General features: G+C 57.5%; 22 protein-coding genes. 10 read left to right on the forward strand and 12 right to left on the reverse strand.

Features of this window, described 5'->3' with window-relative positions; translation table 11 throughout:
* Positions 1-709: 709 nt before the first annotated feature.
* Positions 710-1,474, forward strand: coding sequence for a phytanoyl-CoA dioxygenase family protein (locus tag ACRWA7_RS16775; protein WP_060817507.1), 765 nt, complete (start codon positions 710-712; stop codon positions 1,472-1,474).
* Position 1,475: 1 nt separating this feature from the next.
* Here the strand turns inward: ACRWA7_RS16775 and ACRWA7_RS16780 are convergent, their stop codons facing one another.
* Entirely contained in the window at positions 1,476-1,682 is a 207-nt protein-coding gene (locus ACRWA7_RS16780) for a DUF3185 family protein (protein WP_438395035.1), read from the reverse strand.
* 74 nt (positions 1,683-1,756) lie between these two features.
* Entirely contained in the window at positions 1,757-2,593 is an 837-nt protein-coding gene (locus tag ACRWA7_RS16785; RefSeq protein WP_438395037.1) for a mechanosensitive ion channel family protein, read from the reverse strand.
* Positions 2,594-2,855: 262 nt separating this feature from the next.
* On the opposite strand from ACRWA7_RS16785, the gene mgrA reads away from it, so the two are divergent.
* The 4 genes from mgrA (at position 2,856) to ACRWA7_RS16805 (ending at position 8,372) form a co-directional block, all read left to right on the forward strand.
* Entirely contained in the window at positions 2,856-3,899 is a 1,044-nt protein-coding gene (gene mgrA / locus ACRWA7_RS16790; protein ID WP_060817771.1) for an L-glyceraldehyde 3-phosphate reductase, read from the forward strand.
* Positions 3,900-4,383: 484 nt separating this feature from the next.
* A complete protein-coding gene (locus ACRWA7_RS16795; protein ID WP_060817505.1) occupies positions 4,384-5,154 on the forward strand; it encodes a ferredoxin--NADP reductase in 771 nt (256 codons plus the stop codon).
* A 368-nt stretch (positions 5,155-5,522) separates the two neighbouring features.
* The gene (locus ACRWA7_RS16800; RefSeq protein WP_438395039.1) at positions 5,523-6,920 is read left to right on the forward strand and encodes an amino acid permease; all 1,398 of its coding nucleotides are present in this window, start codon (positions 5,523-5,525) and stop codon (positions 6,918-6,920) included.
* 432 nt (positions 6,921-7,352) lie between these two features.
* Positions 7,353-8,372 carry an XdhC family protein gene (locus ACRWA7_RS16805; protein WP_438395040.1) on the forward strand — a complete coding sequence of 340 codons (1,020 nt, stop codon included), beginning with the start codon at positions 7,353-7,355 and terminating at the stop codon, positions 8,370-8,372.
* Between the two features lie 68 nt (positions 8,373-8,440).
* Here ACRWA7_RS16805 and ACRWA7_RS16810 read toward each other — a convergent pair whose 3' ends face one another.
* From ACRWA7_RS16810 to ACRWA7_RS16830, 5 genes are all read right to left on the reverse strand, one after another.
* The gene (locus tag ACRWA7_RS16810; protein ID WP_438395041.1) at positions 8,441-9,196 is read right to left on the reverse strand and encodes a glycosyltransferase family 2 protein; all 756 of its coding nucleotides are present in this window, start codon (positions 9,194-9,196) and stop codon (positions 8,441-8,443) included.
* 822 nt (positions 9,197-10,018) lie between these two features.
* A complete protein-coding gene (gene cas7c, locus ACRWA7_RS16815; protein WP_438395043.1) occupies positions 10,019-10,891 on the reverse strand; it encodes a type I-C CRISPR-associated protein Cas7/Csd2 in 873 nt (290 codons plus the stop codon).
* On the reverse strand, positions 10,891-12,702 hold the full coding sequence (cas8c, locus tag ACRWA7_RS16820; protein ID WP_438395044.1) for a type I-C CRISPR-associated protein Cas8c/Csd1: 1,812 nt from the start codon (positions 12,700-12,702) through the stop codon (positions 10,891-10,893). Before cas8c ends, cas7c begins: the two co-directional genes overlap by 1 nt.
* Positions 12,699-13,373 (reverse strand): type I-C CRISPR-associated protein Cas5c, encoded by a 675-nt coding sequence (gene cas5c / locus ACRWA7_RS16825; protein ID WP_438395045.1) that lies wholly within the window; start codon positions 13,371-13,373, stop codon positions 12,699-12,701. Before cas5c ends, cas8c begins: the two co-directional genes overlap by 4 nt.
* Positions 13,374-13,473: 100 nt before the next feature.
* Positions 13,474-14,796 (reverse strand): CRISPR-associated endonuclease Cas3'', encoded by a 1,323-nt coding sequence (locus ACRWA7_RS16830; protein ID WP_438395047.1) that lies wholly within the window; start codon positions 14,794-14,796, stop codon positions 13,474-13,476.
* Between the two features lie 638 nt (positions 14,797-15,434).
* Here ACRWA7_RS16830 and ACRWA7_RS16835 point away from each other — a divergent pair.
* Entirely contained in the window at positions 15,435-16,556 is a 1,122-nt protein-coding gene (locus ACRWA7_RS16835; protein WP_438395049.1) for a PepSY-associated TM helix domain-containing protein, read from the forward strand.
* 69 nt (positions 16,557-16,625) lie between these two features.
* Here the strand turns inward: ACRWA7_RS16835 and ACRWA7_RS16840 are convergent, their stop codons facing one another.
* The 3 genes from ACRWA7_RS16840 to ACRWA7_RS16850 all read right to left on the reverse strand — a co-directional run bounded on the left by ACRWA7_RS16840 (position 16,626) and on the right by ACRWA7_RS16850 (position 18,850).
* Positions 16,626-17,351: a PepSY-associated TM helix domain-containing protein gene (locus ACRWA7_RS16840; RefSeq protein WP_438395051.1), complete on the reverse strand. Its 726-nt coding sequence runs from the start codon at positions 17,349-17,351 to the stop codon at positions 16,626-16,628.
* Positions 17,352-17,459: 108 nt separating this feature from the next.
* Complete coding sequence (locus tag ACRWA7_RS16845) at positions 17,460-18,521, reverse strand: serine/threonine protein kinase (RefSeq protein WP_438396863.1); 1,062 nt, start codon at positions 18,519-18,521, stop codon at positions 17,460-17,462.
* Positions 18,522-18,637: 116 nt separating this feature from the next.
* Positions 18,638-18,850: a hypothetical protein gene (locus tag ACRWA7_RS16850; RefSeq protein ID WP_060817770.1), complete on the reverse strand. Its 213-nt coding sequence runs from the start codon at positions 18,848-18,850 to the stop codon at positions 18,638-18,640.
* 340 nt (positions 18,851-19,190) lie between these two features.
* Between ACRWA7_RS16850 and ACRWA7_RS16855 the strand changes: the two genes are divergently transcribed.
* The 4 genes from ACRWA7_RS16855 (at position 19,191) to ACRWA7_RS16870 (ending at position 23,060) form a co-directional block, all read left to right on the forward strand.
* A complete protein-coding gene (locus tag ACRWA7_RS16855; RefSeq protein ID WP_438395053.1) occupies positions 19,191-20,426 on the forward strand; it encodes an MFS transporter in 1,236 nt (411 codons plus the stop codon).
* Between the two features lie 235 nt (positions 20,427-20,661).
* On the forward strand, positions 20,662-20,847 hold the full coding sequence (locus ACRWA7_RS16860) for a hypothetical protein (protein ID WP_047895389.1): 186 nt from the start codon (positions 20,662-20,664) through the stop codon (positions 20,845-20,847).
* 294 nt (positions 20,848-21,141) lie between these two features.
* A complete protein-coding gene (locus ACRWA7_RS16865) occupies positions 21,142-21,924 on the forward strand; it encodes a DUF1295 domain-containing protein (RefSeq protein ID WP_438395055.1) in 783 nt (260 codons plus the stop codon).
* A gap of 23 nt (positions 21,925-21,947) precedes the next feature.
* Positions 21,948-23,060 (forward strand): SAM-dependent methyltransferase, encoded by a 1,113-nt coding sequence (locus ACRWA7_RS16870; protein ID WP_438395056.1) that lies wholly within the window; start codon positions 21,948-21,950, stop codon positions 23,058-23,060.
* Between the two features lie 4 nt (positions 23,061-23,064).
* Here the strand turns inward: ACRWA7_RS16870 and ACRWA7_RS16875 are convergent, their stop codons facing one another.
* Both ACRWA7_RS16875 and ACRWA7_RS16880 read right to left on the reverse strand, forming a co-directional pair.
* Positions 23,065-24,537 (reverse strand): amidase, encoded by a 1,473-nt coding sequence (locus ACRWA7_RS16875; RefSeq protein ID WP_438395057.1) that lies wholly within the window; start codon positions 24,535-24,537, stop codon positions 23,065-23,067.
* Positions 24,538-24,607: 70 nt separating this feature from the next.
* A complete protein-coding gene (locus tag ACRWA7_RS16880; protein WP_438395058.1) occupies positions 24,608-25,303 on the reverse strand; it encodes a dienelactone hydrolase family protein in 696 nt (231 codons plus the stop codon).
* Positions 25,304-25,411: the final 108 nt, after the last annotated feature.

Raw genomic sequence — 25,411 nt, forward strand, 5'->3', positions numbered from 1 at the left:
TGCAAACCACCCGGCGCTGGCGGAAAGCCTGCGCGGCCGGCGGCTCGACATATTTATTGCGCCAGGCACTGGTTTAGGTTTTGAAACCGGTGCGCGTAATTGCACTCGCTTTCGCAATAAAGCTTTAAGCGCCGATTGTCGCGATGCAGCCCTTAATCGAAGATTTGAAAAGAAACCATGAAACCAGGAACGGATACCATCGACTGGATGGGAATTTTCAAACCGTCCTGCAAGTAATTGGGTACGCGCCGAATGGTGGCGCAAGGCGCGAACGACTCGGCGTCCTGCGGGGCGTGCCGCGCGAACGGCAGCACGCGTAAGACGATTGGCGAAACGGATATTCATGGGTCTCACATACTCGGGTTTGCCAAGGCGATACCCGACAGTAGTCGTATCAAAAAAAGCGTTCAACAGTTCGAGCAATTGAACACAAGAAAAGTTGCTGAGTTGAATCGCGCACTTATTTAATAGATTTTCATCGAAAGCGGTTTTCGATGTGCTCTCTCAATGCACGGCAGGTTATCGAAGAATTGTTACTGCCGGAAGTCGGCACTTTCCCGCAGGGCTAAATGATCGGTGGGCGGCGCGTTGCGCCACGCTGGACTTGCCGTGGCGATTTACAATCGGCGTATTCGCCCTAATTTGCCGGTTCCTCGCTGTCTGTTTAAACGGCGGCCAGCCGGCAAAGTGTATTCCCCTGTGAGCCGATATGCCGAATCAATCGAAGTTGGAGCAAGTCCGCGAGTTGCGGGAAAACGGTTACGTCGTGGTGCCTGGGCTTGTCACGCCCGAGCGTTGCGAAGCCATGCGCGAAGCCGCGCGGTTGCAACTGGCGCAAGCGGTGGCTCCGGTAGAGTTCGAAGCCGACCTGCAATATCCCGGCGCACCGAATTCGAAAGACGCGCCGGGCGGCCATACCGTGCGCAGGCTGCTCGACGCGTACAGCCGCGATCCGTTGTTTGCAAACTGGGCGACCTCGCCCGACGTGCGCGGCTGGATGGAAATCTATTTCGGTGAGACGCCGACGCTTTCGCGCGCGCACCACAACTGCGTCATGACGAAACATCCCGCATACGGCAGCCTGACTGGCTGGCATCGCGATGTCAGGTACTGGAATTTTGAGCGGGACGATCTGGTTTCGGCGTGGGTCGCGCTCGGTCAGGAAACCGTGGAAAACGGCGGCTTGTGGTTCGTGCCGATGTCGCACAAGTTGCCGTTTACGTCGGATCGCTTTGACAGCGCCAAGTTCTTCCGCTCCGACCTGCCCGAGAACGCAGCGCTGATCCACAGCGCGGTATCGCCGAAACTGAACGCTGGCGACGTGGTGTTTTTCCACTGCAACACGCTGCATTCCGCCGGCAAGAATCTCACCGATGCCGTGAAATTCTCGCTCGTTTACACCTATCGCGGCGCGAGCAACCTGCCGTTGCCGGGAACGCGTTCGGCATCGAAGGAAGACGTGCCGCTGATCTAGCTTAGCGGCGCTTGCCCGGAATCGCGAGGCCGATAAACCCGGCAAGCATGGCGACCATGCCGCCGGCGATCAGCCAGATGGTCTTGTTCGTGGGCGATCCGGTGAAGAAGCGCGACACGTCGTTGCTTAGCGAGTGGAACGACTGGCCGCCAAAATACAGCAGCACAATGCCGCCCACGAGCAGCGCAATGGAAATCGCCTTGGTCATAAGAGTCTCGTCAATGTCTGGACCGGAAGCTTATTGAACCTCGCCGGATGCGTCCAGCGCCGTGGCAAACACCATCAGGCCGGCGCGGCGCCGGGCGATATGCCGGCTGGCGCATCGGCTGGCGATTCTGCTGGCTTGATCCCCGGCTTGATCTGGCGCAGCAAGTCGGCTTGCACGTTGGCATAGTCGGCCCGGCTCGTCCATACGCCGACGTTCAGTTTCACGCCGGTATCGGTGTATTCGGAGACGGCAATCCACGGTTTCGTCTTTTCGTCGTTGATGATTCGTGGGTCGGTTGCGACGATCCGGTTCAGTGAAGCCAGCGATTCCTCAATGTTCTGATCTTCCGGAATGACCACGTTTAGCACCACGCGCCTGCGGTCGTTCGAGGTGAAGTTTGTGACCGGATTCGCCCAGATCGTGCTGTTCGGTACGAACATGATGACGCCGTCGCTTTTGGTCAGGCGCGTGGTGAACAGGCCGATCTCGTTGACGGTTCCCGCCGTCGCGCCCACGCCTTCAATGTAATCGCCTACCTTGAAAGGCCGCAGCAGCAACAGCATCAATCCGGCCGCGATGTTCTGCAATGTGCCCTGCAGCGCCAGGCCGATCGCCAGTCCGGCCGCGCCGAGCACGGTCAGGATGCTGGCCGCGGCGACCCCGAATTTACCCAGGGCCGCGACAATCGCGACGACGCGAATAGACCATTGCACGAGACTCGCCATCACGGGCGTGAACGTGGCGTCGGCGTTGGTGCGCCCGAGCGCGCGCTTGACCGCGTTGGCAACGCGGTTCGAAATCCACCAGCCGACCAGCAATATCAGTATGGCCATCAGCAAGTCGATGCCATACGACACGCCCGCGGTCATCAGGAAGTTGTAGACGGGGCGTAGTTTGTCGAGCGGGTCCATGAAACCTCTCCTTGTTTTAGTGAAGAGGGTTGGGCTCAAGCGGCAGGTAAATCGTTCCCCGCGTTAGCCATGCGGCCAGGGTTCCGAATATCGGGATAGCCTTGGCGTCTTTCAGGTCAAGGCCAACACGAGTTCCCACGATTCGATAACATGGCAGACCCGGCGCATGTCAGACGACATGATCCCGCTGACGCGCTGCGCGATCGTTTCTCGTTTGTGCTTGCAAAACCCTTTCCCACATCATCGATTCGAGGATTACGTCATGGCTTACGAAGCAGCTTCCGAGCGCTATTCGCAGATGGCTTACCGCACCTGCGGCAAAAGCGGGCTGAAGTTGCCGGCGTTGTCGCTGGGTCTTTGGCACAACTTCGGCGACACCACGCCGATTTCCACGCAGCGCGACATCCTGCGCACGGCGTTCGATCTCGGCATCACGCACTTCGATCTGGCGAACAACTACGGGCCGCCGTACGGCAGCGCCGAGACCAATTTCGGGCGTTTGTTCAAGGACGATTTCAAGCCGTATCGCGATGAATTGCTGATTTCGTCGAAGGCGGGCTGGGACATGTGGCCGGGCCCGTACGGTCAGGGCGGCGGCTCGCGCAAATATGTGCTGGCGTCGCTGGATCAGAGCCTGCAGCGCATGGGGCTGGACTACGTGGATATTTTCTATTCGCATCGTTTCGATGCCGACACGCCGCTTGAAGAAACCGCCGGCGCACTCGCGACCGCCGTCCATTCGGGCAAGGCGCTGTATGTAGGGATTTCGTCGTATTCGCCGGCGAAGACGCGTGAGATGGCGAGATTGCTGGCCGAGCACAAGGTGCCGCTCCTGATTCATCAGCCGTCGTACAACATGCTGAACCGGTGGATCGAGGAAGAGCTGCTCGATACGCTCGACAACATCGGCGCCGGCAGCATTGCTTTCACGCCGCTGGCGCAAGGGCTGCTGACGGGCAAGTACCTGAACGGCGTTCCCGCGGACGCGCGCGTGAACAAGCCGGGCGGCGGATCGCTGAAACAGGAGCATTTGAGCGCGCAGAACATCGAGCATGTGAGAAAGCTCAATGACCTCGCGCAGCGGCGCGGTCAAAGCCTCGCGCAAATGGCGCTGGCGTGGGCGCTGCGCGGTGGCCGCGTGACTTCGGTGCTGATCGGCGCGAGCCGTCCGGAACAGGTGACGGAAAACGTCGGCGCGTTGAAGAACCTGGAGTTCACGAAGGAAGAACTCGCGGAAATCGATCAGCACGCGACAGAAGGCGGCATCAACTTGTGGGAAAAACCATCGACGGATCAGCGCGTTTAACGCGCCTGGGGACGTATCCGCCCACGAAGCCGTGGCAACTCAGCGCGGCTTTTTCTCGCCATAACGCCAGCCTCGACGCTTGGGCAACCTGCCCGTCTGCTGGCGCGTCCCTGGCGTCTTCGAACGACGCCGGCAGCCTGATGGCAGCAGGGCTTTTGCCTTGCACGGCGCATCCAGTTGCTATCATGCGGCTCCAAACGTCTTGATATCCGCTCTCGAACCCTTGGTTCCCGTGTGCGGTAAAATAGCAGATTACGCGTGCGGCAGCGGGGAATGCGGAACATTCGCTCCGGGCGCGCGGGCCTTTGCAGTTACAGGCCCGGTTGGCGCGTGCCGCCGGAATTTTGCGTGTGCACGTCCGGCCACCCGCAGCATTGCTTTCGTTGCGCCTTTCCGGTGTTGTCGTCGCAATTGCGCCCAGTTGTCCGAACGGCCGCCGGCACGCACTACTGCGCCGCCCTGATTCCGCACTATCCATGAAGCCATGAGCAACCTTAATCCTCAAACCGTTCTGAGCGTCCATCACTGGACCGACACGCTGTTCAGCTTCACCTGCACGCGCGACGCCGCGTTCCGTTTCGAAAACGGCCAGTTCACCATGGTGGGTCTCGAAGTCGAAGGCAAGCCGCTGTTGCGCGCTTACAGCCTCGCGAGCGCTAACTACGAAGAGCATCTCGAATTCCTCAGCATCAAGGTGCAGGATGGCCCGCTGACATCGCGTCTGCAGCACCTGAAGGTGGGCGATCCGGTTCTGATCGGCAAGAAGCCGACAGGCACGCTTGTCGCGGACAATCTGTTGCCGGGCAAGACGCTGTGGCTCCTTTCAACGGGTACGGGTCTCGCGCCGTTCATGTCGATCATCAAGGACCCGGACGTCTACGATCGCTTCGACAAGATCGTTCTCACGCACACTTGCCGTTTCGTCGATGAACTCGCGTACAAGGATTTCATCACCGAGCACCTTCCGGCACACGAGCATCTGGGCGAGTTGATCCAGGAAAAGCTGGTCTATTACCCGACGGTGACGCGCGAAGAATTCGCGAACCGTGGCCGGATCACGGATCTGATCGAAACCAAGAAGTTGTTCGCAGACCTGGACGTGGCGCCATTTTCGGTCGAAAACGATCGCGTCATGCTTTGCGGCAGCCCACACATGCTGCGTGACACGCGTCAAATCCTCGATGAAATGGGCTTCCAGGAAGGCAGCAACAATCATCCGGGACATTACGTGGTGGAGAAAGCTTTCGTCGGCTGAGTTAGCGGCTGGCCTGCAGGGAGAACAAAAACCGAAGCCTCGCGCTTCGGTTTTTTCGTTTGACGGCGTCAATTCGCTTCATTGACTGCGCGCGGGAACTTGGCGCAATACGCAACTCACCGTTGCGGCGAAATGCCTCCAAAAGCGGCTTTTGCCATCGATTCAAATTACAAAAGTTAAATTGGTTTAATTTATATAAATTTGCGCAATTTTTATAAATTTCGACTCCAAGCATGCTGCCAAAAAGAAGTCAAAAATCCATTGTTCGCAACGTTTTGCAACGCGAATTCTCCGCGCTCCGATAAAATCTCCGGTTTTCCAATTGTTTTTGCGCCTGCCTGCGCCCGAGATTTAGGAGTTTTCTGTTCATGTCCCTGTTCCGTAAGAAAAGCATCGAGCACATGCTCGCCGGCGCGCAACGCGCCGGATTAAAAAAGACGCTCGGCGCGCTCGACCTGACATTCCTCGGCGTGGGCGCGATCATTGGCACGGGGATTTTTGTGCTGACCGGAACCGGCGCGGTTCAAGCGGGGCCGGCGCTGATGGTGTCGTTCATCCTCGCGGCGATTGCGTGCGGACTCGCGGCGCTCGCATACGCGGAGTTTTCATCGACAATTCCTGTGGCCGGATCCATTTACACGTATTCCTACGCCACGCTTGGCGAGTTGGCCGCTTGGGTCATTGGTTGGGATTTGATGCTGGAATACGGACTGGCGACTTCGGCGGTGTCCGTTGGCTGGTCGGGCTATTTGCAGTCGCTGTTATCGGGCTTTGGCATTTCGCTGCCGGTCATTCTGAGCGCCGCGCCCGGCGCCGTCCCCGGGCAGTTCACCCTGTTCAACCTGCCCGCGTTCCTGGTGATGATGGTGATCACGGCGCTGTTGTCGATTGGGATCAAGGAATCGGCGCGCGTGAACAACATCATGGTCGCGATCAAGGTCGCGGTCGTGCTGATGGTGATCGGCGTTGGCGTGTTTCATGTGACGCCGGCGAACTGGCATCCGTTCATGCCGAACGGATGGGACGGCGTGTTTGGCGCGGCCGCCGTGATGTTCTTTGCGTTTATCGGCTTCGACTCGGTGTCGTCGGCGGCTGAAGAGGTCAAGAATCCGAAACGCGATTTGCCGATCGGCATCATCTCTTCGCTGGCGGTGTGCGCCGTGCTTTATGTGGCGGTCGCGGCAGTCGTGACGGGCATTGTGCCGGCGGCGCAATACGCCAGCATCTCGCATCCGGTTTCTTACGCGCTGCAGGTCGCGGGGCAAAGGTGGGTGGCGGGTTTCATCGATCTGGGCGCGGTGCTTGGCATGTTGACCGTGATCCTGGTCATGAGCTACGGCCAGACCCGCATCATCTACGCAATGTCGCGCGACGGCTTGCTGCCAAAGCGACTGTCGACGGTGCATGCGAAGTTCGGAACGCCGTTTTTCACGACGTGGCTCGTGGGCATTTTCTTCGGCCTGATCGGTGCGCTCGTGCCGCTGAATGTGCTGGCGGAACTGATCAATATCGGCACGCTGGCCGCATTTTCGATGGTATCAATCGCCGTGCTGGTCCTGCGCCGCACGCATCCGGATTTGCCGCGTGCGTTCCGGTGCCCGGGCGTGCCGGTCGTGCCAGTTCTCGCCGTGGCGGCATGCCTGTTCCTGATGCTGAATTTGAAGGCTGTAACGTGGGTCGCGTTTGTGACGTGGCTCGCGATCGGCCTGGCGATCTACTTTGGATATTCTCGCAAGCATTCGAAACTGGGACTTGGAACGGAGTGAACGTCGCGCGATGAAAATTCATATCCGTAGTCTTGCCGCTGGCCGGCGTGGCGGCGGTTTTATGCCGCTCACCGCAGTGAACTCAAACGGCATAACACCGTACGTGGGCTGACCTGCGCGCCAGAGCCTTCGGAACCGTGCGTTCGGGCGATGACCGAGGATCGGAAAATTACCGGAAAGTGTGTAACACCGGCCCCTTCGCGGCTTCTCGCTAGTGATTTCTGGTCCGATGAGCGCATATTCCAGCGCTATGCTCTACTTCTATCATGTGATGGCGACCGGAAGTCACCCCGAGACATCGCGCGGCGAGGAGAGTCCCGGGTGAGTTTTCAAGCGGTTCAGCGCGTGACTGGCTCAGAATGACGGGCCTGCCGGCAAGCTTGAACAAACGGCGGCCGGCGGTGAAGGTGAAGAGAAGAAGGGGAAGAAATCATGGACAGCGTGGATCTCGAAGTCCTGAGAAACAGTGCGCGATGGCTCGAACGCGGGCATCGCGTATTGCTGGTGACGGTGGTGAAGACGTGGGGCTCGTCGCCCCGGCCCGAGGGCGCGATGCTCGCCGTGCGCGATGACGGGGCGGTGATGGGATCGGTGTCGGGCGGCTGTATTGAAGACGACTTGATCGAGCGCGTGAGGCAGCGCGGTATTGAGCAGACGAAGCCCGAAAGCGTGAAGTACGGCATCTCGGCGGAAGAAGCGCATCGATTCGGACTGCCTTGCGGTGGAACCATCCAGCTTGTGCTGGAACCGTTGTCGATGGAAAGCGGCATCGCGCAATTGTGCGAAGCGGTGCTCGCCGGAAAACTGGTGACGCGCACGCTCGATATGAATACGGGCGCCGTCAAACTGGAGCCGGCAGAGGAAACAGACGGTGTTACCTTCGAAGAAACCACGCTTTCGACTATTCACGGGCCGCGGTATCGAATGCTGGTGATCGGCGCGGGGCAGTTGTCGCGATATTTGTGCAGCATCGCGGTCGGACTGGATTACCACGTGACAGTTTGCGATCCGCGCGAGGAGTACACGGACGAGTGGGACGTGCCCGGCACGAAAATCGTGCGTACCATGCCCGACGATACCGTAATCGAAATGAAACTGGATGAGCGTTGCGCCGTCATTGCATTGACGCACGATCCGAAACTCGATGATCTCGCGTTGATGGAAGCGTTGAAGACGCCGGCGTTTTATGTCGGCGCATTGGGATCGCGGAAAAACAATGCGGCGCGTCGCGAGCGCCTGAAAGAATTCGATCTCTCCGATGCCGAGTTATCGCGCCTTCATGGTCCTGTCGGGATTTATATTGGCAGCAGAACGCCGCCTGAGATCGCGGTATCGATTCTCGCGGAAGTGACGGCCGCGAAAAACGGCGTTTCTTTACCAACGATCTTGCAGGTTGAAGGCGCGAAGGCGGCGCGGGAACTTGAGGGAACCGGAGAGATTTGCGGAATCTGAGATTGGATGTTGGGATATTACCGCGCTTTAAATTGGCCGGACTGCTTTAAGCGCGGCGAATAAAGCATTCAAGCAATATTGCCGCGAAGTTTCATGGCCTGTAGCCATTGTCCTGAAACTTCCGACATACCGTAATGAACGACGGTGGAGTCGATGAGCGCCCAAACCGATAGCCCGGCCTGACGGGCTCGCATGCAGAACGAGATATCTTCTCCCTGATAAACCCCTTTCTCTTCGACCGTCTCGAAAAATCCGTAGAACTTATTATTTGCGATCATCGATGCGTATTGTTGCGGAGGCGCGAAGCATTCGGTGAACGGTATTGTTGCCTCGAACGCCTCACGTTGCGCAAGAAAAACACCCGTCCCAACGTGTTCGGCTTCAATGAATCCATTTGTGAAACTCACGCTTCCGTCCTTGTCCGTGAGTGGACTGACAGTGTAGTCCGCGTGCTTTTGAAGCCAGTCGCTCATGCTCAGGCCAATATCGTCTGCCGATATTGTTCCCTCTAGATTCATTCTCCGGAAAGGATAGGCAACGCCTGCGATCGCTTTGTCCGCGGCCAGCAGTTTCAGGACAGATGAAGCCGGGAACTTCATGTCTGTATCGAGGAATAGCAGATGCGTGAAATTCGGATGATTCAGGAAATAATTGGCAAAGAAGTTCCGTGCTCGAATGATCTGCGATGACGCTACGTGCAATGTTTCGTAAGTCGATCCGGAATCGGTTAATGCCCGCGTCAGGTCGAGCAATGAGAAAGCGAAGTTGATGTGAACTTCTTCACCGTAAGTAGGAAGGCAGATTAGGACGTGGTGGGAAGGCATGAGATCTGTCAGTCTTTATGGTGGTTGATTTCGCGCTCGATAATGAATTGGCGATATAGTTAGGATTGTTAAAATTATTTTTACGGCAATGACGGATTGGCGATGAATGTAATGGTACATGGCGCTGGGCCAAGTGAGAACAGTGATTAGGCTCGATATTGCCAGGCGTCGTGATGTTTTCGATTCGCGCGCCCACGAAGGGCGCGACAAGGTCCGCAACAGCATCTTTGTCATTTTTGAAGGGTTTCAACCCACGCGCCCGTGAGGAGCGCGAAATGAATTGCCCAACAGCGCGGCAGCGTTCCAAGTTGTTTCAATCCGTGCGCCCGCAACGGGCGCGACCACATCCCGCCAGGCGTGAAACTGTTCGACACGATGTTTCAACCCGCACGCCCGCAAAGGCGCGACGTTGTAGCGCAAAGAATTGAGTTTTCACCCATTAGTTTCAACCCGCGCGCTTACGAAGAGCGCGACCACACCTCACTCGACGTCCTGATTTATCTACCTAAAATTCTGCGATTCCGCGAACCATCGTCTGTCGATAAACCAATCTCTTGCGATCTCCAAACTTCCCGCCACAATTAGAAGGATTCCGAACAAAATCAACGCCATTTGACTTGTGCAAACCTCGCCGCAAAACCCCGGTCACCTCAGGTTCGCAGCCGCTCAAATATCCGACCAAACACCGACCAATCAACCAATCAACCAATCAAAGGCGCATTAAAAATCCACGGACTCTTTCGCGCCAACGTGTTCGATCCTGCGCTCCCGACTATTCCCAACAAAGTAAAACCTCCGGAGAAGGGCGCGCTTGTCATCGGATCAAATTCGATGGATAACTTCTACACCATTCGCAACCTTCGTTTTATCGATAGAAACGGTGTAATCGGCGAAACGTCGCGCCGGAAGTTCAGAGCCTTCTGTCACTCGGTCTACCTTCACTGCATCGAAAAGCATATGCGCCGGCGCATTGCCCAATGCGCTTTCGTGCTTGAAAACGATAAGCTTGCGCGCAGCCATTTCACCGCGTGCAGCAGAGCGGTCGTGCTCAAACATATTGGTCAACGAACGCCACACGAGTTCGAGATCGTCCTCGGTGAAACCTGTGCGCTCCGCGAGTTTCGCCGATATGAATCCATGCGCCCGATATAAACCGTAAGGGAGAATATGCTTGCGGCCCATGGTGCGGTCCGAGTTTTCCGCATCCTTCTCGTTCGTCACACACATGCGCGTAATGGAAACCTCCATTGGCATGACCGGTTCGATGGACTTGGCAAAGGCTAACTGGATCGGACCGCGGACCTGCCCGCAATTCACGCCGGTGCTCATGACTGCACCAAACGCGCGGATGTCGAAGAAATTCGTGCACATCCATTTGGTCAGCGCTTCGGCGTCTTTGGGATCCTTGGGTAACTTCTTGTCCGCTGGAGTCAGGTTAAGCGCTTCGTATGCCAGTTTATTCTGCAGATTCAGAACCGCCTTCTCTTGCATGTAAATAGCGTGGCCCGCCTTGTTATCTTTTTCCAGCGTAACGTAATTCCGGATCTTCCGTTTCAGGCAGACATCAGTAACCAGTCCCAGATTGGTCTCAGGATCAAGACGCGGAAGATTACCCGCATCGGGATCGCCGTTTGGGTTGCCGTTGGTGACGTCGAATAGATAAACGAATTCGTAGCGGTTTGCGATAATGGTCATTAAATTGTCTCCAATGTTTCGTCCAACGGGTTCCGGGTTTCGTTCTTGTCCGCTTTTGACCGGAAGCGCTCATTGCGCTGGTGGTAATAACCAATAGCGAAGCGCCGCTGATCTTCTAGCCGGAGCGTCTTCGGAAGTTCAGAGCTCAATCCCTCGATAATCTGCTGCGCTTCTTTTTCCAGCGATACCGCAAGTCCTTTGCTCTTGGGATCTTTCAGCGCCTTCGACAGGTGATTCTGAGCACCTCGCATTAAAAGAGGAAAGACGCCTGCAGGCATGGCTGAAGCTGAACCGTAATATCGATCCTTGATGCTTGCGTTGACCGAGTGCAATGCAGCCTCCTGAATGCTTTCCAGTACCGAGAAAAGCCGCCCGAGTAAATAGCCCGGCGTGGTGACATTTCTATCTAGACTCACAGGTACCTCCTGATGGTGATTCTTGTCATCGAGACGCTGATCCCGGGTTAAAACGGCTTTGCACAATGCAACGCGCAATCCGGAAATATCGTGGTCGGCTCGCATGCGCATGATCGTCGCGCTTAACAACGTGCGCGGATGGCATTCTCCACTTAGTACCGAACGCATCAATGAACCCGCGAGCAATGGCGGGACGTTTTCAGTTTTTTCCTGCGCAGCGATCGATGCCAGCAAACGCCAGGCAGCGGGAGGCGTTTTCCACGGCGACGGCTCTATGGCAAGGTCGCCGTAGTGCTGCGCGAGTCGTTGTGCGAATTTGCCGAGGCCCTCGGTGAACCAGTAGCGCACTGAAAGCCGTGAGGCATTCGGTGACAAGCCGAGCACAAATATTTTGGTAGCGGGATCCAGATCCACATTGAGGTAATGCATGGCGCGTCCCGCCGCAACCGCGTCAAGAGCCTGCAAAAGTTTCGAAGCTTCGGTGGAATCACTTGGCGGCGGTTCCAGCGCACTAAAGAAAAGGTTTTCGGCAACGTCCTGTTGCTGCTGATCTTTGGCTTCGGCCCAGAAAACGACACTTGCATCGCCGATCTGCACGCATTGACGATGATGCGGATCACGCATCAACAAGTAATTCAATACGGTTGTATAGGCAAAAGCAGCGTGTACGGATACAGGCGCGTTCGCGCCACGATCTTTGCCATATGAATCGAAAGCGTCGAGATTGAACGATACAATTGACGCGCCAGCCGACTGCGCGCCCCAAACACCCTTGATAGCCGGATGAAGCCGCGCTATGGGTTGCGTCTCACCACTCACCAGACACAGGCCGAGCGGCGAGTCATCTGTTGCGCTGTATCGCTTGATCAATTCCTGCGCGGCGGCACACTCGTGGATGTACTGCTGTTCACCGTCGAGCCGAAACACGATGTTCGCGCTAAATATGGCCGAGCCATGTTTGACGAGAGCCTCACACTGCTGCCATTGTTCGGGAACCCATTCCTCCACGAACTTGCGTAACGCAATGAGGCCCGCATCAGTGGCATTGGCGAGACGCTCCAGATGAAGCGCCTTGAACGCACCATGCGACCGGGCATTCACTGAGGGTACGTCGGAATCTTTTTTTTGCTCCACGCCGAGCACAAACGCCGATTTGTCCCACAAGAAGAACGGTGGCGGTGCGGTACCCGAGCGCTTGAAAGATGCCGGAACTGTCAGCATCAGCCACTTCGATTTCTTTTCTGCTGGATCGCTTAGATTGACGATGTCCCGAACCTTGCCATCATGGTCCAAGAGGATCGAATAGCCGATCTTCTCCTGTGTCAAACCAAAGGCCGGGACCTTGCCCTGTGCCGCGAGCCGTTCGTAATACTCGGCAAGTGATTTGATAATCATGCCGCACGCTCGGCGAACGGGAGCGCCGGAATTTCAATCCAGCCATCTTTTATAGAAGCGCGGAAAAAATGCGGTGTCATGGCGTTATCGAAATCAATGTCGTGCAGCATCCAGCCGAGATCTTTTTCCGCGATCAACGATTCATGTGGCGAGTGCGTCTGCTCGTCGTCTTCGAGTAACCGGAAATTCGCCGGGAATTCACGCACGCCGAAACTGGGCATGTGGAAACACTGGCCTTTGCGCGCTCGTCGATTAAAGATATCGAGGTGCTTACCTATTGAATCACCTTCTTCTGCTTTATTGGTGAGCACGAAATGCGCTTCAATTACATAGGCGACGTTCTTGAGAATGGACGCTGCGCGTTGTTGGCGGTCCACATCGACATAATTGACGAGGCCGTCGAGCGTATTCTTTTTCATGGCCGAACGTGCGTTCGATGCCGGAATCTTGCTGGCTACTTCATTGCGACGTATGGTTTCGAAGCGAATTTCGTTAAGCACGCGGATTCGATCAATGACCCAGCGAATGGCCGGCTTCCAGTGAATTGCCTCCACAATACCTCGTGCTGCCGACGGCGTGATGACGTCGTAAGATACACGTTCAACCTTCATCTCCGGGCGCGTAAACAACGCCCTTTCGCCTTCTACCAACAAACGGACTCCGTATGCCACGGTTGTCTCCTTTATATAAAGCTGTGTGTCGTTGCCTGAGGCAACAGATTGGAAACCGGGTTATTGAATGAGACTGTTTGGATCAAGCAGCATTGAGCCGTCAAGCTGAAAACAAAAACGGTCGCTGTACATATCCATGGTGATCAATTGCATGAACTGTGTGCCGTATTTGTATTCGGCAACTGGCTGTATGGCGCCGCTCTTGGCAAGCGCGCTGTACGGTCCATGCGAAATCTGAATGAGATACGGCTGAAGCTTGCGCGCTATGCCGCCACAGTTTTCCGTGTGTTCGAGGTCTTTCAGCAAGGCTTTGCATTCGGCGTCGGCGGGAATGATCACCGGCATTTGTATGCTGCCGATCATTTGAAACAGTTGATCGATAAGATCGAATTTGAAACCCGCAATTCCGTCGCACCGATGTCGTGACGATTACCGGCGCATCCCAATTGTCCATTAAGACGCGTAACTTCGCCGCAGCCTCGGCATCATTGCCAGGCGTTGGAACGAAGGCGCTGTGATGCTCCAGCACGGCAGCATCGCCGAGGTTGCCGAAGGCTTTCTTGAACACAGCGGCGTTTTGCTCAACGACACTTGTGAACGGAATCAAGAAGATGACGCGGTCGAGACCGTGTGCAATAGCGTGATCGAGTGCGAATGCCAGCGACGTCAACGTCTTTCCGCCGCCCGTTGGGACCGTCAGCGAAAACATGCCAATGCGATCGTTTGCATGCGATCGGGCGTGCGTGAGGATTTGGGCGCGGGTTGCGTCGATGGGATTGACGACCTTGAATGCGCTTAAATAAGTATCCAGCTTCGCACGTAATTCGATAAGCGTGGGCTTTGGAGTATCGCGGTTGAATGGCCGGTTTTCGGTTCTGGAATAGAAGCGGTCGGTATCGAGATAATCGCCGTCAACAACACACGAGAAGATCATTCGGGTTAGCAAGGAAAGCTGGAATTGCAGACGTTCCTTGTTTGGCCGCCACGCGGTTGGCTCCATCTCCTTTGCTGCTGGCAACGTCAGGTCTTTCATATAGTCGTTGAACAGCACGGGAAGGTCTGCAGCCAGCCGGCCGTCGAGCGGGGTACGTGTTCCGGGGTTGCATCCATTTGCCATTCCTGCGTGGTGGCCGGCGATGCCGTAGGCCAACATCCGCCCTAACGCGCCATACCTCTCGCACGCGACTTTTGCTCCCCAAGTGGCATGGTCGACGCATGGACCGCCTCGGATCCGCTGTTGGTACGCATCTGTGTATTTACCAAGGTCGTGGAGTTTTCCAGCGGTTTCCGCAAGAACGGCTGCGCCAAAATGTCTGGCCGATTGGCCCGCGAGTTTGCCCACCGCGTTGAGATGATCCGGAAGTGTTTGCCAGTCGCTTTCGTCAGGACTCGACGTCGAGTGTGCGTGGAAGACCTGTGTCACGGGCGCTGGCCTCTCGAATAGTTGGCGGGCTTTATTTATTGGAAACGAGCGGGTTGGATTGACGTTTCCGGTGTTAAGTCAGCATTTAGAACAGCTTAATATCAGCGCTATCTTAAAATTAGGTTTAATGGTAATAATTTGTATGCGTGGTCGAGGCGCGGGTCGTCCGGCGTAGATTTTGAGATATCTCAATTTGATGCAGGTTGTATCCGCGAATCAATGTGGACGCGGCCTCTTACCGCGTCGATATGTGGCGCGGCATCGTGTTTCTGCATACTGGACCGCAACGACGAGACTCGGCCGTATCGAAAGAAGTCGACGTGCCAGAAGCGTCAACCCGCGCGCCCGTGAAGGGCGCGACCCCATCCCATCCAACCACCTGTTTCCCCGCTATAAATCCATTACTTTCCGCGAACCTCCCCGGAAAAAGCTGGCCGCTACCGGTTCGCGTTTCCACGGACTTCCGATCAATCGGCTTCACACCATCCTTGGCAACCTGCCCAACGACCGCGCCAGATGTTACCCCATCCCAATGTGACCGAAGTAATGCTAAGCAAACCGAAACACTGCCCAATTGCAGTTACAATAATGATTCTCATTTGAGTCCACATTACCGCGCAAAAGCCTTACTTGATCTCATGCTGTCTCCAAAGTCCCTCCGCACTTGGTCGTTCGTCCATCGATGGACGAGCATCGTGTGCACGGCCTTCATGCTGTTGCTGTGCCTCACCGGCTTGCCGCTCGTGTTTGGCCACGAACTCGATGTGCTTCTGGGCGATGCCATCGAAGCCCCCGAACTCCCCGCGAGCCAGGCAAACGCGCGCGCAAGCTACGACTCCGTCCTGAAATCCGCGCTGGCGAAGAATCCCGGCCATGTGCCGCAATACATGATCTGGGAGCCGGACGAACCCATGCTGCCGATCATCGTCACCGCGCCGCGGGCCGATACCCCGCCCGACGACACCCAAAGCACGACCATCGACGGCCGCACTGCTCAGGCCTTAGGCGCGCCGCCCGGCAAGGGATCGCTGAAATTCGTGCTGCTGAAACTGCACGTCGATATGTTCGCGGGCCTGCCCGGCAAGCTGTTCCTCGGCGCGATGGGCATGACATTCGTCGCCGCGATCGTCTCAGGTGTGGTGGTCTATCTGCCGTTCTGGAAGAAGGTCGGGCTGGGCCGCGTGCGCATGAAAAAATCGTGGCGCATTGCATGGCTCGACAGCCACAATGCGCTCGGCATGTTGACGCTGATCTGGGCGCTGCTCGTCGGCGCTACAGGTTCCATCAACACGCTCGCCGATCTTCTGCTAGACGCATGGCGCAACGATCAACTCGCGCAAATGCTGGCGCCCTATCAAGGCAAGCCGCCGGTCGCGGCAACGGCGTCCGTCGATGAAGCGATACACACCGCGCGCAATACAGCGCCATCGATGATTCCATCGTTCGTCGCGTTCCCCGGCACGCGCTTCAGCAGTCCGCACCATTACACCGTGTTCATGCGCGGCGACGGCATTTTGACGACGCGAATGCTGCGCCCGGTTCTTATCGATGCTGAAACTGGCGCGCTCACCGATTCACGTGAACTGCCGTGGTATCTGAAATTGCTGCTCGGTTCCCAGCCGCTGCACTTTGGCGATTTCGGCGGCATGCCACTAAAAATATTCTGGGCAGCGTTCGATGTACTCACGATTATCGTTTTGGGAAGCGGCCTGTATCTCTGGCTTTCGCGAGGCAATAAAAACAGAGCAAAGCCTGCTTGACGAAACCAGCCCACAATAAAAAGCCCCGCACGAAGCGGGGCTCTACTTGGAATCAAGCAACACAGGACGTTACATCAACGCCATCCAGACCAAAGCAACAATCGACGCGCCTACGATCACCGCGCCCACGGTCTTGCGTTTGTTCAATTCGGTCCACAGCAACACGCCCGTCAGCGAAAGCAAGATGATGCTGCCCGCGAGCGTATCGATCAGCAGTACCCATCCCACGCTCAATCCCACGCCTTTGTGCAGGTTGCTCATGGTTGAGAGAAAGCTGTTCTCGGTTTTCTTCACCGATACAAACCCATTCCCCACCCAGTATTCCGCCGATACCGACCCGCCCGGCGACGCCACCGCCACCGTCCATTGCTCAGGCTGCATGGTTTTCTGGTCGCCCCAGCCCACCGCATGCGCCGGTTCGCGTTTTGCGCGGCCAAGATTGCCGTCGATCTTGAGTTCTTTCTTGAGCCATTTGCCGAGTTCCATCGGCGACTTGAGGCCTTGTGGTGGCAAAGCCAGTTGCATTTGCGAGACCTGCGGTTCGCCGCTCGAAATCCTCAGCGGCCCCGCACGATGATTAAGCAGGAAGCCTGTCGAGCCGAACAGCAACCCAAGCACCGCGCCCCACAAACCCACCCAGCCGTGCACCTTGCGCAGCCATTTGATAAACGTGGCGCGGCGTGAGCGCTGCTTGCGGGATATTTGCTCGGCGTCGTCAATGAGCCTGCCGCTGTGCGGCGCATATTGCATTGTGATTGCGTTGGACGCGGGTTCAAGGGTGTCGGGCGCGTTCACGCGTCTCTCCAGTCGTGCATCGATAATGAGAATTGTTATCATTGCACGACGAAACGAATTCTTCAACGAATTTGTAAGGCAGCCCGCGCGCTGTTTAAATACGGAGCATTACACCGGCCAAAGCGGGCCTTCGTCCATTGCGCCAACCTGCTCGCGCAATTCCAGAATCCGGTCTTCCCAATACCGTTGCGTGTTGAACCAGGGAAATGCTGCCGGAAAAGCGGGGTCGTTCCACCGACGCGCGAGCCACGCGGCGTAATGGATCAGCCGCAACGTGCGCAGCGCCTCGACCAGATGCAGTTCGCGCGGCTCGAACTCGCAGAAATCCTCGTAGCCGGCCAGCAAGTCGCCGAGCGCCCGCGATGCCTCCGCGCGTTCGCCCGGAAGCAGCAGCCACAAATCCTGAATGGCGGGCGCCATGCGGCTATCGTCGAAATCCACAAAATGCGGCCCCGCGTCGGTCCATAGCACATTGCTCGGATGACAGTCGCCGTGAAGCCGGATGTTTTTGATATCGCCGGCACGCTCGTAGCAGCGCTCAACGCCTTCCAGCGCCATCTTCACCACGGTTTCATAAGCTTCGCGAACATCCGCCGGCACAAACTCGTGCGCGAGCAGGAAGTCGCGCGGCTCATAGCCGAAGGTCTGGATATCGAGCGAAGGCCGTTCAACGTACGGCTCGATCTGCCCGACCGCGTGAATCCGCCCGATAAACCGTCCCAGCCATTCCAGCGTTTCCGGCCGGTCGATATCCGGCGCACGCCCGCCACGCCGCTCGAAAATGGAGAACCGATACCCCTCGAAGCCATGAAGCGTCGCGCCGTTTATCACGCGTGCCGGCACGGCTGGAATTTCGCGTTCGTAGAGCGTGGACACGAATGCGTGCTCTTCGAGAATGGCGTTGTCCGACCATCGATTCGGCCGATAAAACTTCGCGACCATCGGCGGCCCGTCTTCCATGCCGACCTGATACACGCGGTTTTCGTAACTGTTGAGGGCGAGCATGCCACCATCCGTGCGCTCGCCAAGGGGCATCAGGACGCTGTCGAGCGCATCGAGCACGCGCTCGGGCGTGAGATCGGCGAAGGGCGGGGCGGGTGGATTTGAGCGGCCGTCCGGGGCGGGTGGATTTGCGCGGCCGTCAGCGGAGTTGGCGTTCTCGTCTGGCATACGCGATGCATCGGAATGGTTCGGGTTCATTCCAGCATTGTGACGCGCATCGCCGGGAGAAGCATGAGCGATGCGCGCTTAATTCGCGTTATTTCATATCGGCTTCGGGAACGCGCTCAATGCATGAGCGCGTTGGTGGGTCGGACGTGTTCGCCGGTATCGATCAGATCTTCGAGGAAGAACGGTTCCGTATTGAGCAGTTCGGACGTGCCGGGCTCGTCGGCATACCAGGCGACCATGGCCATGTCGCCAAGAATTCGCATGACAATGCCGCGTGCGCCTTGCGGCACGGCGATATGGACGGAGCGAACGATTGAACCGATTTGCATGATGACTCCCCGAAATGTGCCGGCAGAAACGTGCGTGATGTGATGCGTGCCGGTCGGTTCTGGATGAAGCACAGGATTTAAGGCCTGTGCACGAGACTGCAATGCCGCGCGTGAACCCTGCAGATGCCTTATGAATTGCGGCATATTCCAATGATTTCGGCTCAATGGTTGCTCTACTTTAGCGCATCGATGAGGTTGAGTTGAATCACCCGTCGTTTCTAAACGACGCAAACGCGACACAACGAATCATCGAAAGTTGCTTGAAAGCATTTGCGCCACGCTTCGGCAAAATGCGATTGTTCCCGGTATCGTTGCGCGTTTCGCTACTGGAAATCCATTCGTGACTTCATCGCCGGCACCCAGGCAATCAACCGATTCCACGCCTTATCTGGAACGCGGATCGCGCGCTTACTGGCACGCTTCGATTGCGTTGCTGTTTGCAGGCTACGCCACCTTCTCGCTGCTTTACTGTGTGCAGCCGCTCCTTCCCGAGTTCACCAAAACGTTCGGCGTCAGTCCGGCGCAGAGCGCGCTGTCGGTATCCGTGGCAACTGCCATGCTTGCGATTGCGATCTTCGTAGCGGGCTTCGTTTCCGAAGGATGGAGCCGGCACAAATTGATGACGTTGTCCCTGACCGCGGCGTCGCTCCTGACGATCATCGCGGCGTTCTTGCCGAGCTGGCACGGTCTGCTGGCCGTGCGCGCGCTCGAAGGGCTGGCGCTCGGCGGCGTGCCGGCGGTCGCCATGGCGTACCTCGCGGAGGAAGTGCATCCCGATGGCCTTGGCCTCGCGATGGGGCTTTATGTCGGCGGGACGGCCATAGGCGGAATGTCGGGGCGCGTGATCAGCGGGATTCTTGCGGACTTCTTCTCCTGGCGGGTGGCGATTGGCGGGATCGGAGTGTTGGGGCTGCTCGCCACGCTCGCATTTCGCGCGCTGTTGCCGCCGTCGCGGCGCTTCGTGCCGCGCGCGGGAATGGGTTTCGCGCATCATCGGACGGCATTGTCCGGGCATCTTAAAAATCGCGGCCTGCCGTTCCTGTTCCTGATGGGTTTCGTGCTGATGGGCAGCTTCGTCACCCTCTATAACTACGTGGGGTATCGGCTGATTGCCGCGCCGTTCAACTTGAGCCAGACGGAAATCGGCGCGATCTTCGTGGTGTACCTCACGGGCGTGGTGGCGTCGCCGTGGTCCGGAAAAATGGCCGATGTCTTCGGACGCGGCCGCGTGCTGATAGCGGCGCTCGCCTTGATGATCGCGGGCGTGGCGATGACATTGTCGACATCGTTGCCCATGGTGATCGTAGGAATTGCGTGCATGACCTTCGGATTCTTCGCCGGCCACGCGGTTGCAAGCGGCTGGGTTGGCCTGCTGGCAAAAGGTGCGAAAGGGCAGGCCGCCGCACTGTATTTGCTGGCCTATTACATTGGCTCAAGTGTGCTTGGTTCGTGGGGCGGCTATTTCTGGACCATCGATGGCTGGCGCGGCGTGACAGGTCTTGTCTTTGTATTGCTGGTTATCGGTTTGGGCGGCGCGGAATATTTGCGTCGACAAGAACGGCGGACAATCATTTAAATTCACGCGTGAAGGTATCGAAAGTTATTCGTAAATATCTTCATACAAGGGTTTTTCCGTATCTGCTTAAAAGATCGTCGCGCCAAGCCCCGTCAGGTAAGGCGAGCGATTATCGGCGCGCCGCTGTTGCGCAATGCAGCATGTTTAAAGCGAAAAGCGCGGCCTATACTCAAGTTGAACGTGCGACGTTCCACGCATTCAGGTGGACGCTGAGCACGGACGATGGGAGACGAGTATGACCACCTACTTCACGATCGGCGACTTCATTCTGATCATCCCGATGGCGCTCGCGGGGATTCTCTTTCTTGGAGCAGTTCCTTGCGCCACGCAGTTCCGCAAAAACACATTGCGCGTATTTGGCGCGCTGCTCGGCGTGCTTGTCGCGTTTTTGTTGGTCGAGGGATTACCGGCGCTTGTGTAGACGTCCGAAATTTCAAATCGCGCGGTAAATCGAAATCAATCGGTTGTCCGTGCACGCTGGACAGGAATTCGACGCTTTAAAAGCGTCGTTTCTGTGTTCCTGCTTAACTTCCCGTCTAACTCATTCGGGAATGTCCCATGCTCACGTTCCTCGTATCTGCCTGGAACGCTGACCGTTGATACGCCATCTTGAATGCCTTTGCGCATCCGTCCGTTCACGACGCGCGTAAATAGAGCCAGTCACTGTCCCAGTCGATGCCAATTCAGTTTCAAGATAAAAGGACATCGAGATTCCATGCCACTGCTCACTGTTGCCGTGATTGCATTTGTTGCGCTGATCGCCATTTTTTCAGCGGTCTGGGCGTGGCAGGTCAAATCGAAGAATGCCGGGATGATCGATCCCATCTGGGCCATGTCGCTCGGCCTGCTCGCGGTGTTCATCGCCGTATTCGCTCGGGGCGATCCGGATACGCGAGTTATCGTGGGAATTGGCGGGCTTGTGTGGGGCATGCGGCTTGGCGTTCATTTATGGAAACGCAATGCCGGCCACGACGAAGACCCGCGTTATCACAAGTTTCGCGTGCAGTGGGGAGCCAACGCCAACAAGAAAATGTTCTGGTTCTTCCAGTTGCAAGTCGTCATTTCGATGCTGCTTTCCATCGCGTTTTTTGTCCCCGCTTATCGCTTGACGCCGCCAAGCGGCATATGGGTTGCATTGGCGGTGCTGATTTGGGTTGTATCGATTGCGGGCGAAGCGCTGGCCGATCATCAATTGCGGATATTCAAGGCCGATCCGTCCAATCACGGCGAGGTATGCCGAGCGGGTTTATGGAGATATTCGCGTCATCCAAATTACTTCTTTGAATGCGTGCATTGGGTGGCGTACATTCCGCTCGCCGCTGGTAGTGGACCATGGATATTCGCCATGCTTTTGCCACCGGTTTTGATGGCGTGGCTCTTGATGAAAGTGTCGGGCGTGCCTATGGTGGAAGCGGAGTCGGCTAAAAAGCGCGCGGGATATGCCGATTACATGCGTACGACCAGCGCATTGATTCCGTGGCCGCCGCGTCAGCCATAAACAATAATAGCCAGGAGTATTTCATGAGCGACCTGTCATCCCAAGCGGCCATGCCACAGCCGCAAGAACAAAAAGCGCCTGCGGATAGCTGGCTGATCGACTGGTGCGAGCGCGGCCGGATTCCAGATGCCCTGGTGCGCCTGGGAATGCGCCGGCTAATGAGACAGCGTCTGCGCGATGAAGGCATAAACGATGGCGAAGCGCGGTCCAGGCGTTTTAATCGTTTAATCGATGAATTGCGCGCAAGCCCCATCGCGATAGAAACGCAGGCCGCCAATTCACAGCATTACGAAGTGCCGGCCGGTTTTTTTCACGCTCATCTGGGTGAGCATTTGAAGTATTCATGCTGTCTATACAGAACGGGTTCGGAAACGCTCGATCAGGCCGAAACCGCGATGCTCGAAGAATACGCCGTGCGCGCTCAACTCTACGATGGCCAGCGCATTCTCGACCTGGGTTGCGGCTGGGGATCGCTTTCATTGTGGCTGGCCGAAAAGTATCCGCGCTCGAAGATTGTCGCGCTGTCGAATTCACAGGGGCAACGCGAGTCCATTCAAGCGGCGGCGGCCGAGCGCGGCCTGGCGAACTTGAATGTGGTGACGGGCAATATCGTTGATTATGAGTTTGAGCCGGGATTGCTCGGCGAGGGCTTTGATCGTGTGCTGTCGATCGAGATGTTCGAGCACATGAAGAACTACCGGTTATTGCTGAGCAAGATTTCGGGCTGGATGCGCGAAGATGCCAAGCTTTTCGTGCATGTGTTCGCGCATCGGACGCTGGCTTATCACTTCGAGGTGAAGGACGGCAGCGACTGGATGTCGAAGTACTTTTTCACCGGCGGAACCATGCCATCGGAATCCTTGTTGCTGCATTTTCAGGATGATCTGACGATCGACCGGCAATGGTGGCTGAGCGGCACGCATTACGAGAGGACCGCGAATCACTGGCTTGAGAATCTCGATGCGGCACGCGATGAGCTGATGCCGCTGCTGGTTCAGACGTACGGCGCGGCCGATGCGCCGGTGTGGTTCCAGCGCTGGCGCATGTTTTATATGGCCGTTGCCGAATTGTTTGGCTATGCGAAGGGCATTGAATGGGGCATCGCGCATTATCGGTTTACCCGGCGAAGCGTGTAGCAAGTCAACGCGCGGCGATCAGCGTCGGCCGCTTGTTGAACCACGGCCGCGCCGCTTCCAGTTGCGCGGCCAGCGTGAACAACGCGGCGTCCCCGTTGCGCCGCCCGGCGAACTGCACGCCAATTGGCAAGCCGCGCGCGTTCCAGTACAGCGGCACGGACATCGCGGGCTGGCCGGTAAAGTTGAAAAGCTCGGTGCAACCGGCCCAGTCGAACGCCTTCTTTGCCGATACCGCCAACATTCTCCGCAGCAACGATTCCACCGGAACCGCCGTCAACAGACCCATCTGAAAACGCTCGAATTGCGTTGGCTGCTTCGCGCCGATCTTGAACGGCGCGGCGGCGAGCGTGGGCGTGAGCAGCACGTCGTAGCGCGTCATCAGCGCGTCCATCTTCGCCGTGATCTGACGCTGCAACTCGAGCGCTGCCGGCAGATCCTTCTCGCCGATCGAGCGGCCAATATGCGCCATTGCCCACGACGCAATCTCGAACTCGCAGCGCTTCGGTTTCTGCCCGCTGATCTTGTCGGCTTGCAGCACGATTTCTTCGGCCAGCACCGACCACATCACCAGGAACGCGTGCGCGATGGCATCGAAATCAAGCCCGAACGACGCCGGTTCAACGTGATGACCCAGCGATTCGACGAGCTTGCCGGCATCGTCGAGCGCGGCTTTTACGTCCGCCGATAACCCCGCCGCCAGTTGCGGCTCGGCCATATAGCCAATGCGTAAAGGCGTGCACGGCTCGCTGAGCGCACGGGAAAACGCGCCGGCATGTCCTGAGGACGTGAGGTCGAGCAGCATCGCGCTATCGCGCACACTGCGCGACACGGCATGATCCACCGATAGAACTCCGGGCGCCGGCAGCGGTTGCGGCTGGACGTCGTTGGACGGCTTGAAGCCGAACAAACCACAACACGACGCCGGAATGCGGATCGAGCCGCCGCCATCGGCTGCATGAGCGAGCGGCACGACACCGCCCGCCACGGCCGCCGCCGCGCCGCCGCTGGAACCGCCCGGCGTGTAGTCGAGTCCCCAAGGGTTGCGCGCCGGGCCGAACAGATCGGGTTCTGTGTACGGCATCTGGCCAATTTCCGGCGTGTTCGTCTTGCCAAAGATATTGAGTCCGGCGGCTTTCGAGCGCGCGACGATGGGCGAATCTTCCTGCGGAATGTAGTGCTGGAAATGGCGGCTGCCCATGGACATGCGCAAGCCCGCGACCGGCGCGCCAAGATCCTTGATGAGGTAGGGAACGCCCGCGAGCGGACCGTCGCCGAACGAGTTGGCGCCGTCGCGCACTGAGCGGCTCGCGCGATTGCGGGCCGCCTGATAATCCTTCAGCACGATGGCGTTGATCGCCGGATTGACCGCTTCCGCGCGCGCGATGGCGGTATCGATCAGTTCGCGCGCGCTTACCTGGCCCGTGTGCACAAGCTCCGCCAGGCCGATGGCGTCATAGTCGAGATACTCGGACTGCACGGTTTCCCCTTGTATTTTTGTTCCGTCTTCGTCAGGCGGCCGTGCAGTCCAGGGCGCCACTCGCGCCGTGTTACGAATGCTCGCCGAGGAACGTCAGCGTGCGGCCGTGCGCAAGCGCCGCTGCCTTCTGATTGTACGACGCGCGATCCGTGCAGTTGAAGCCGTGATCCGCGCCCGGGTACGTGAAGACCTGCGCGTCCTTGCCGGCGAAGCGCTGCTTCACGGCGTCGACTGCGTCGGCGGGAATGTGCGCGTCGAGTTCGCCGTAGTGGAACTGGATCGGCGCCTTGACGTTATCGGCCTGGTCGAGTTGCGTGTGAATGCCGCCGCCGTAGTAGGCCACGGCGATATCGAACGAACCCTTCGCCGCCGATAAATACGCAAGGCGCCCGCCCAGGCAAAAGCCCACGGCCGCGACCTTGCCGGTCACTTCCGGCAGGGCGCGCAATGCATCGGCGGCGGCGCTGACGTCGGCGACTGCCAGATTGAGGTCGAACTTGCCGAGCAGTTCCATGGCCTTGTCGCGATCCGCGCCGTCATAGCCGAGCTCCACGCGCGGCTGGATGCGCCAGAAGATGTCTGGGGCAAGCGTCACGTAGCCATCGGCGGCGTACTGGTCGGCCACGGCGCGGATATGCGAATTCACGCCGAAAATTTCCTGGATGATCACCACGCCCGGGCCTTTGCCTGCCTTGGGCAACGCGAGATAGCCCTGGAAGCTGTCGCCATTGGCGGGGATGTCGATCCATCGGGATGAGACGGTCATAGTGAAGCTCCTGACTGGATGCCTGAATAGTCAAGCGTAGTAGGCGGCGAAAACCAAGCCGGAAAACGAGTGAAAAACGCAGCATGGCAGTGTGCCACCATTCCATGC

Source organism: Caballeronia sp. DA-9 (genome assembly GCF_051615025.1).
Lineage (GTDB): Bacteria > Pseudomonadota > Gammaproteobacteria > Burkholderiales > Burkholderiaceae > Caballeronia > Caballeronia sordidicola.

What these genes read in the sequence shown, in the direction of transcription:
- ACRWA7_RS16775 (WP_060817507.1), top strand. Translation starts at nt 710, where the DNA reads ATGCCGAATCAATCGAAGTTGGAGCAAGTCCGCGAGTTGCGGGAAAAC.
- ACRWA7_RS16780 (WP_438395035.1), bottom strand. Translation starts at nt 1,682, where the DNA reads ATGACCAAGGCGATTTCCATTGCGCTGCTCGTGGGCGGCATTGTGCTG.
- ACRWA7_RS16785 (WP_438395037.1), bottom strand. Translation starts at nt 2,593, where the DNA reads ATGGACCCGCTCGACAAACTACGCCCCGTCTACAACTTCCTGATGACC.
- mgrA (WP_060817771.1), top strand. Translation starts at nt 2,856, where the DNA reads ATGGCTTACGAAGCAGCTTCCGAGCGCTATTCGCAGATGGCTTACCGC.
- ACRWA7_RS16795 (WP_060817505.1), top strand. Translation starts at nt 4,384, where the DNA reads ATGAGCAACCTTAATCCTCAAACCGTTCTGAGCGTCCATCACTGGACC.
- ACRWA7_RS16800 (WP_438395039.1), top strand. Translation starts at nt 5,523, where the DNA reads ATGTCCCTGTTCCGTAAGAAAAGCATCGAGCACATGCTCGCCGGCGCG.
- ACRWA7_RS16805 (WP_438395040.1), top strand. Translation starts at nt 7,353, where the DNA reads ATGGACAGCGTGGATCTCGAAGTCCTGAGAAACAGTGCGCGATGGCTC.
- ACRWA7_RS16810 (WP_438395041.1), bottom strand. Translation starts at nt 9,196, where the DNA reads ATGCCTTCCCACCACGTCCTAATCTGCCTTCCTACTTACGGTGAAGAA.
- cas7c (WP_438395043.1), bottom strand. Translation starts at nt 10,891, where the DNA reads ATGACCATTATCGCAAACCGCTACGAATTCGTTTATCTATTCGACGTC.
- cas8c (WP_438395044.1), bottom strand. Translation starts at nt 12,702, where the DNA reads ATGATTATCAAATCACTTGCCGAGTATTACGAACGGCTCGCGGCACAG.
- ACRWA7_RS16835 (WP_438395049.1), top strand. Translation starts at nt 15,435, where the DNA reads ATGCTGTCTCCAAAGTCCCTCCGCACTTGGTCGTTCGTCCATCGATGG.
- ACRWA7_RS16845 (WP_438396863.1), bottom strand. Translation starts at nt 18,521, where the DNA reads ATGCCAGACGAGAACGCCAACTCCGCTGACGGCCGCGCAAATCCACCC.
- ACRWA7_RS16850 (WP_060817770.1), bottom strand. Translation starts at nt 18,850, where the DNA reads ATGCAAATCGGTTCAATCGTTCGCTCCGTCCATATCGCCGTGCCGCAA.
- ACRWA7_RS16860 (WP_047895389.1), top strand. Translation starts at nt 20,662, where the DNA reads ATGACCACCTACTTCACGATCGGCGACTTCATTCTGATCATCCCGATG.
- ACRWA7_RS16865 (WP_438395055.1), top strand. Translation starts at nt 21,142, where the DNA reads ATGCCACTGCTCACTGTTGCCGTGATTGCATTTGTTGCGCTGATCGCC.
- ACRWA7_RS16870 (WP_438395056.1), top strand. Translation starts at nt 21,948, where the DNA reads ATGAGCGACCTGTCATCCCAAGCGGCCATGCCACAGCCGCAAGAACAA.
- ACRWA7_RS16880 (WP_438395058.1), bottom strand. Translation starts at nt 25,303, where the DNA reads ATGACCGTCTCATCCCGATGGATCGACATCCCCGCCAATGGCGACAGC.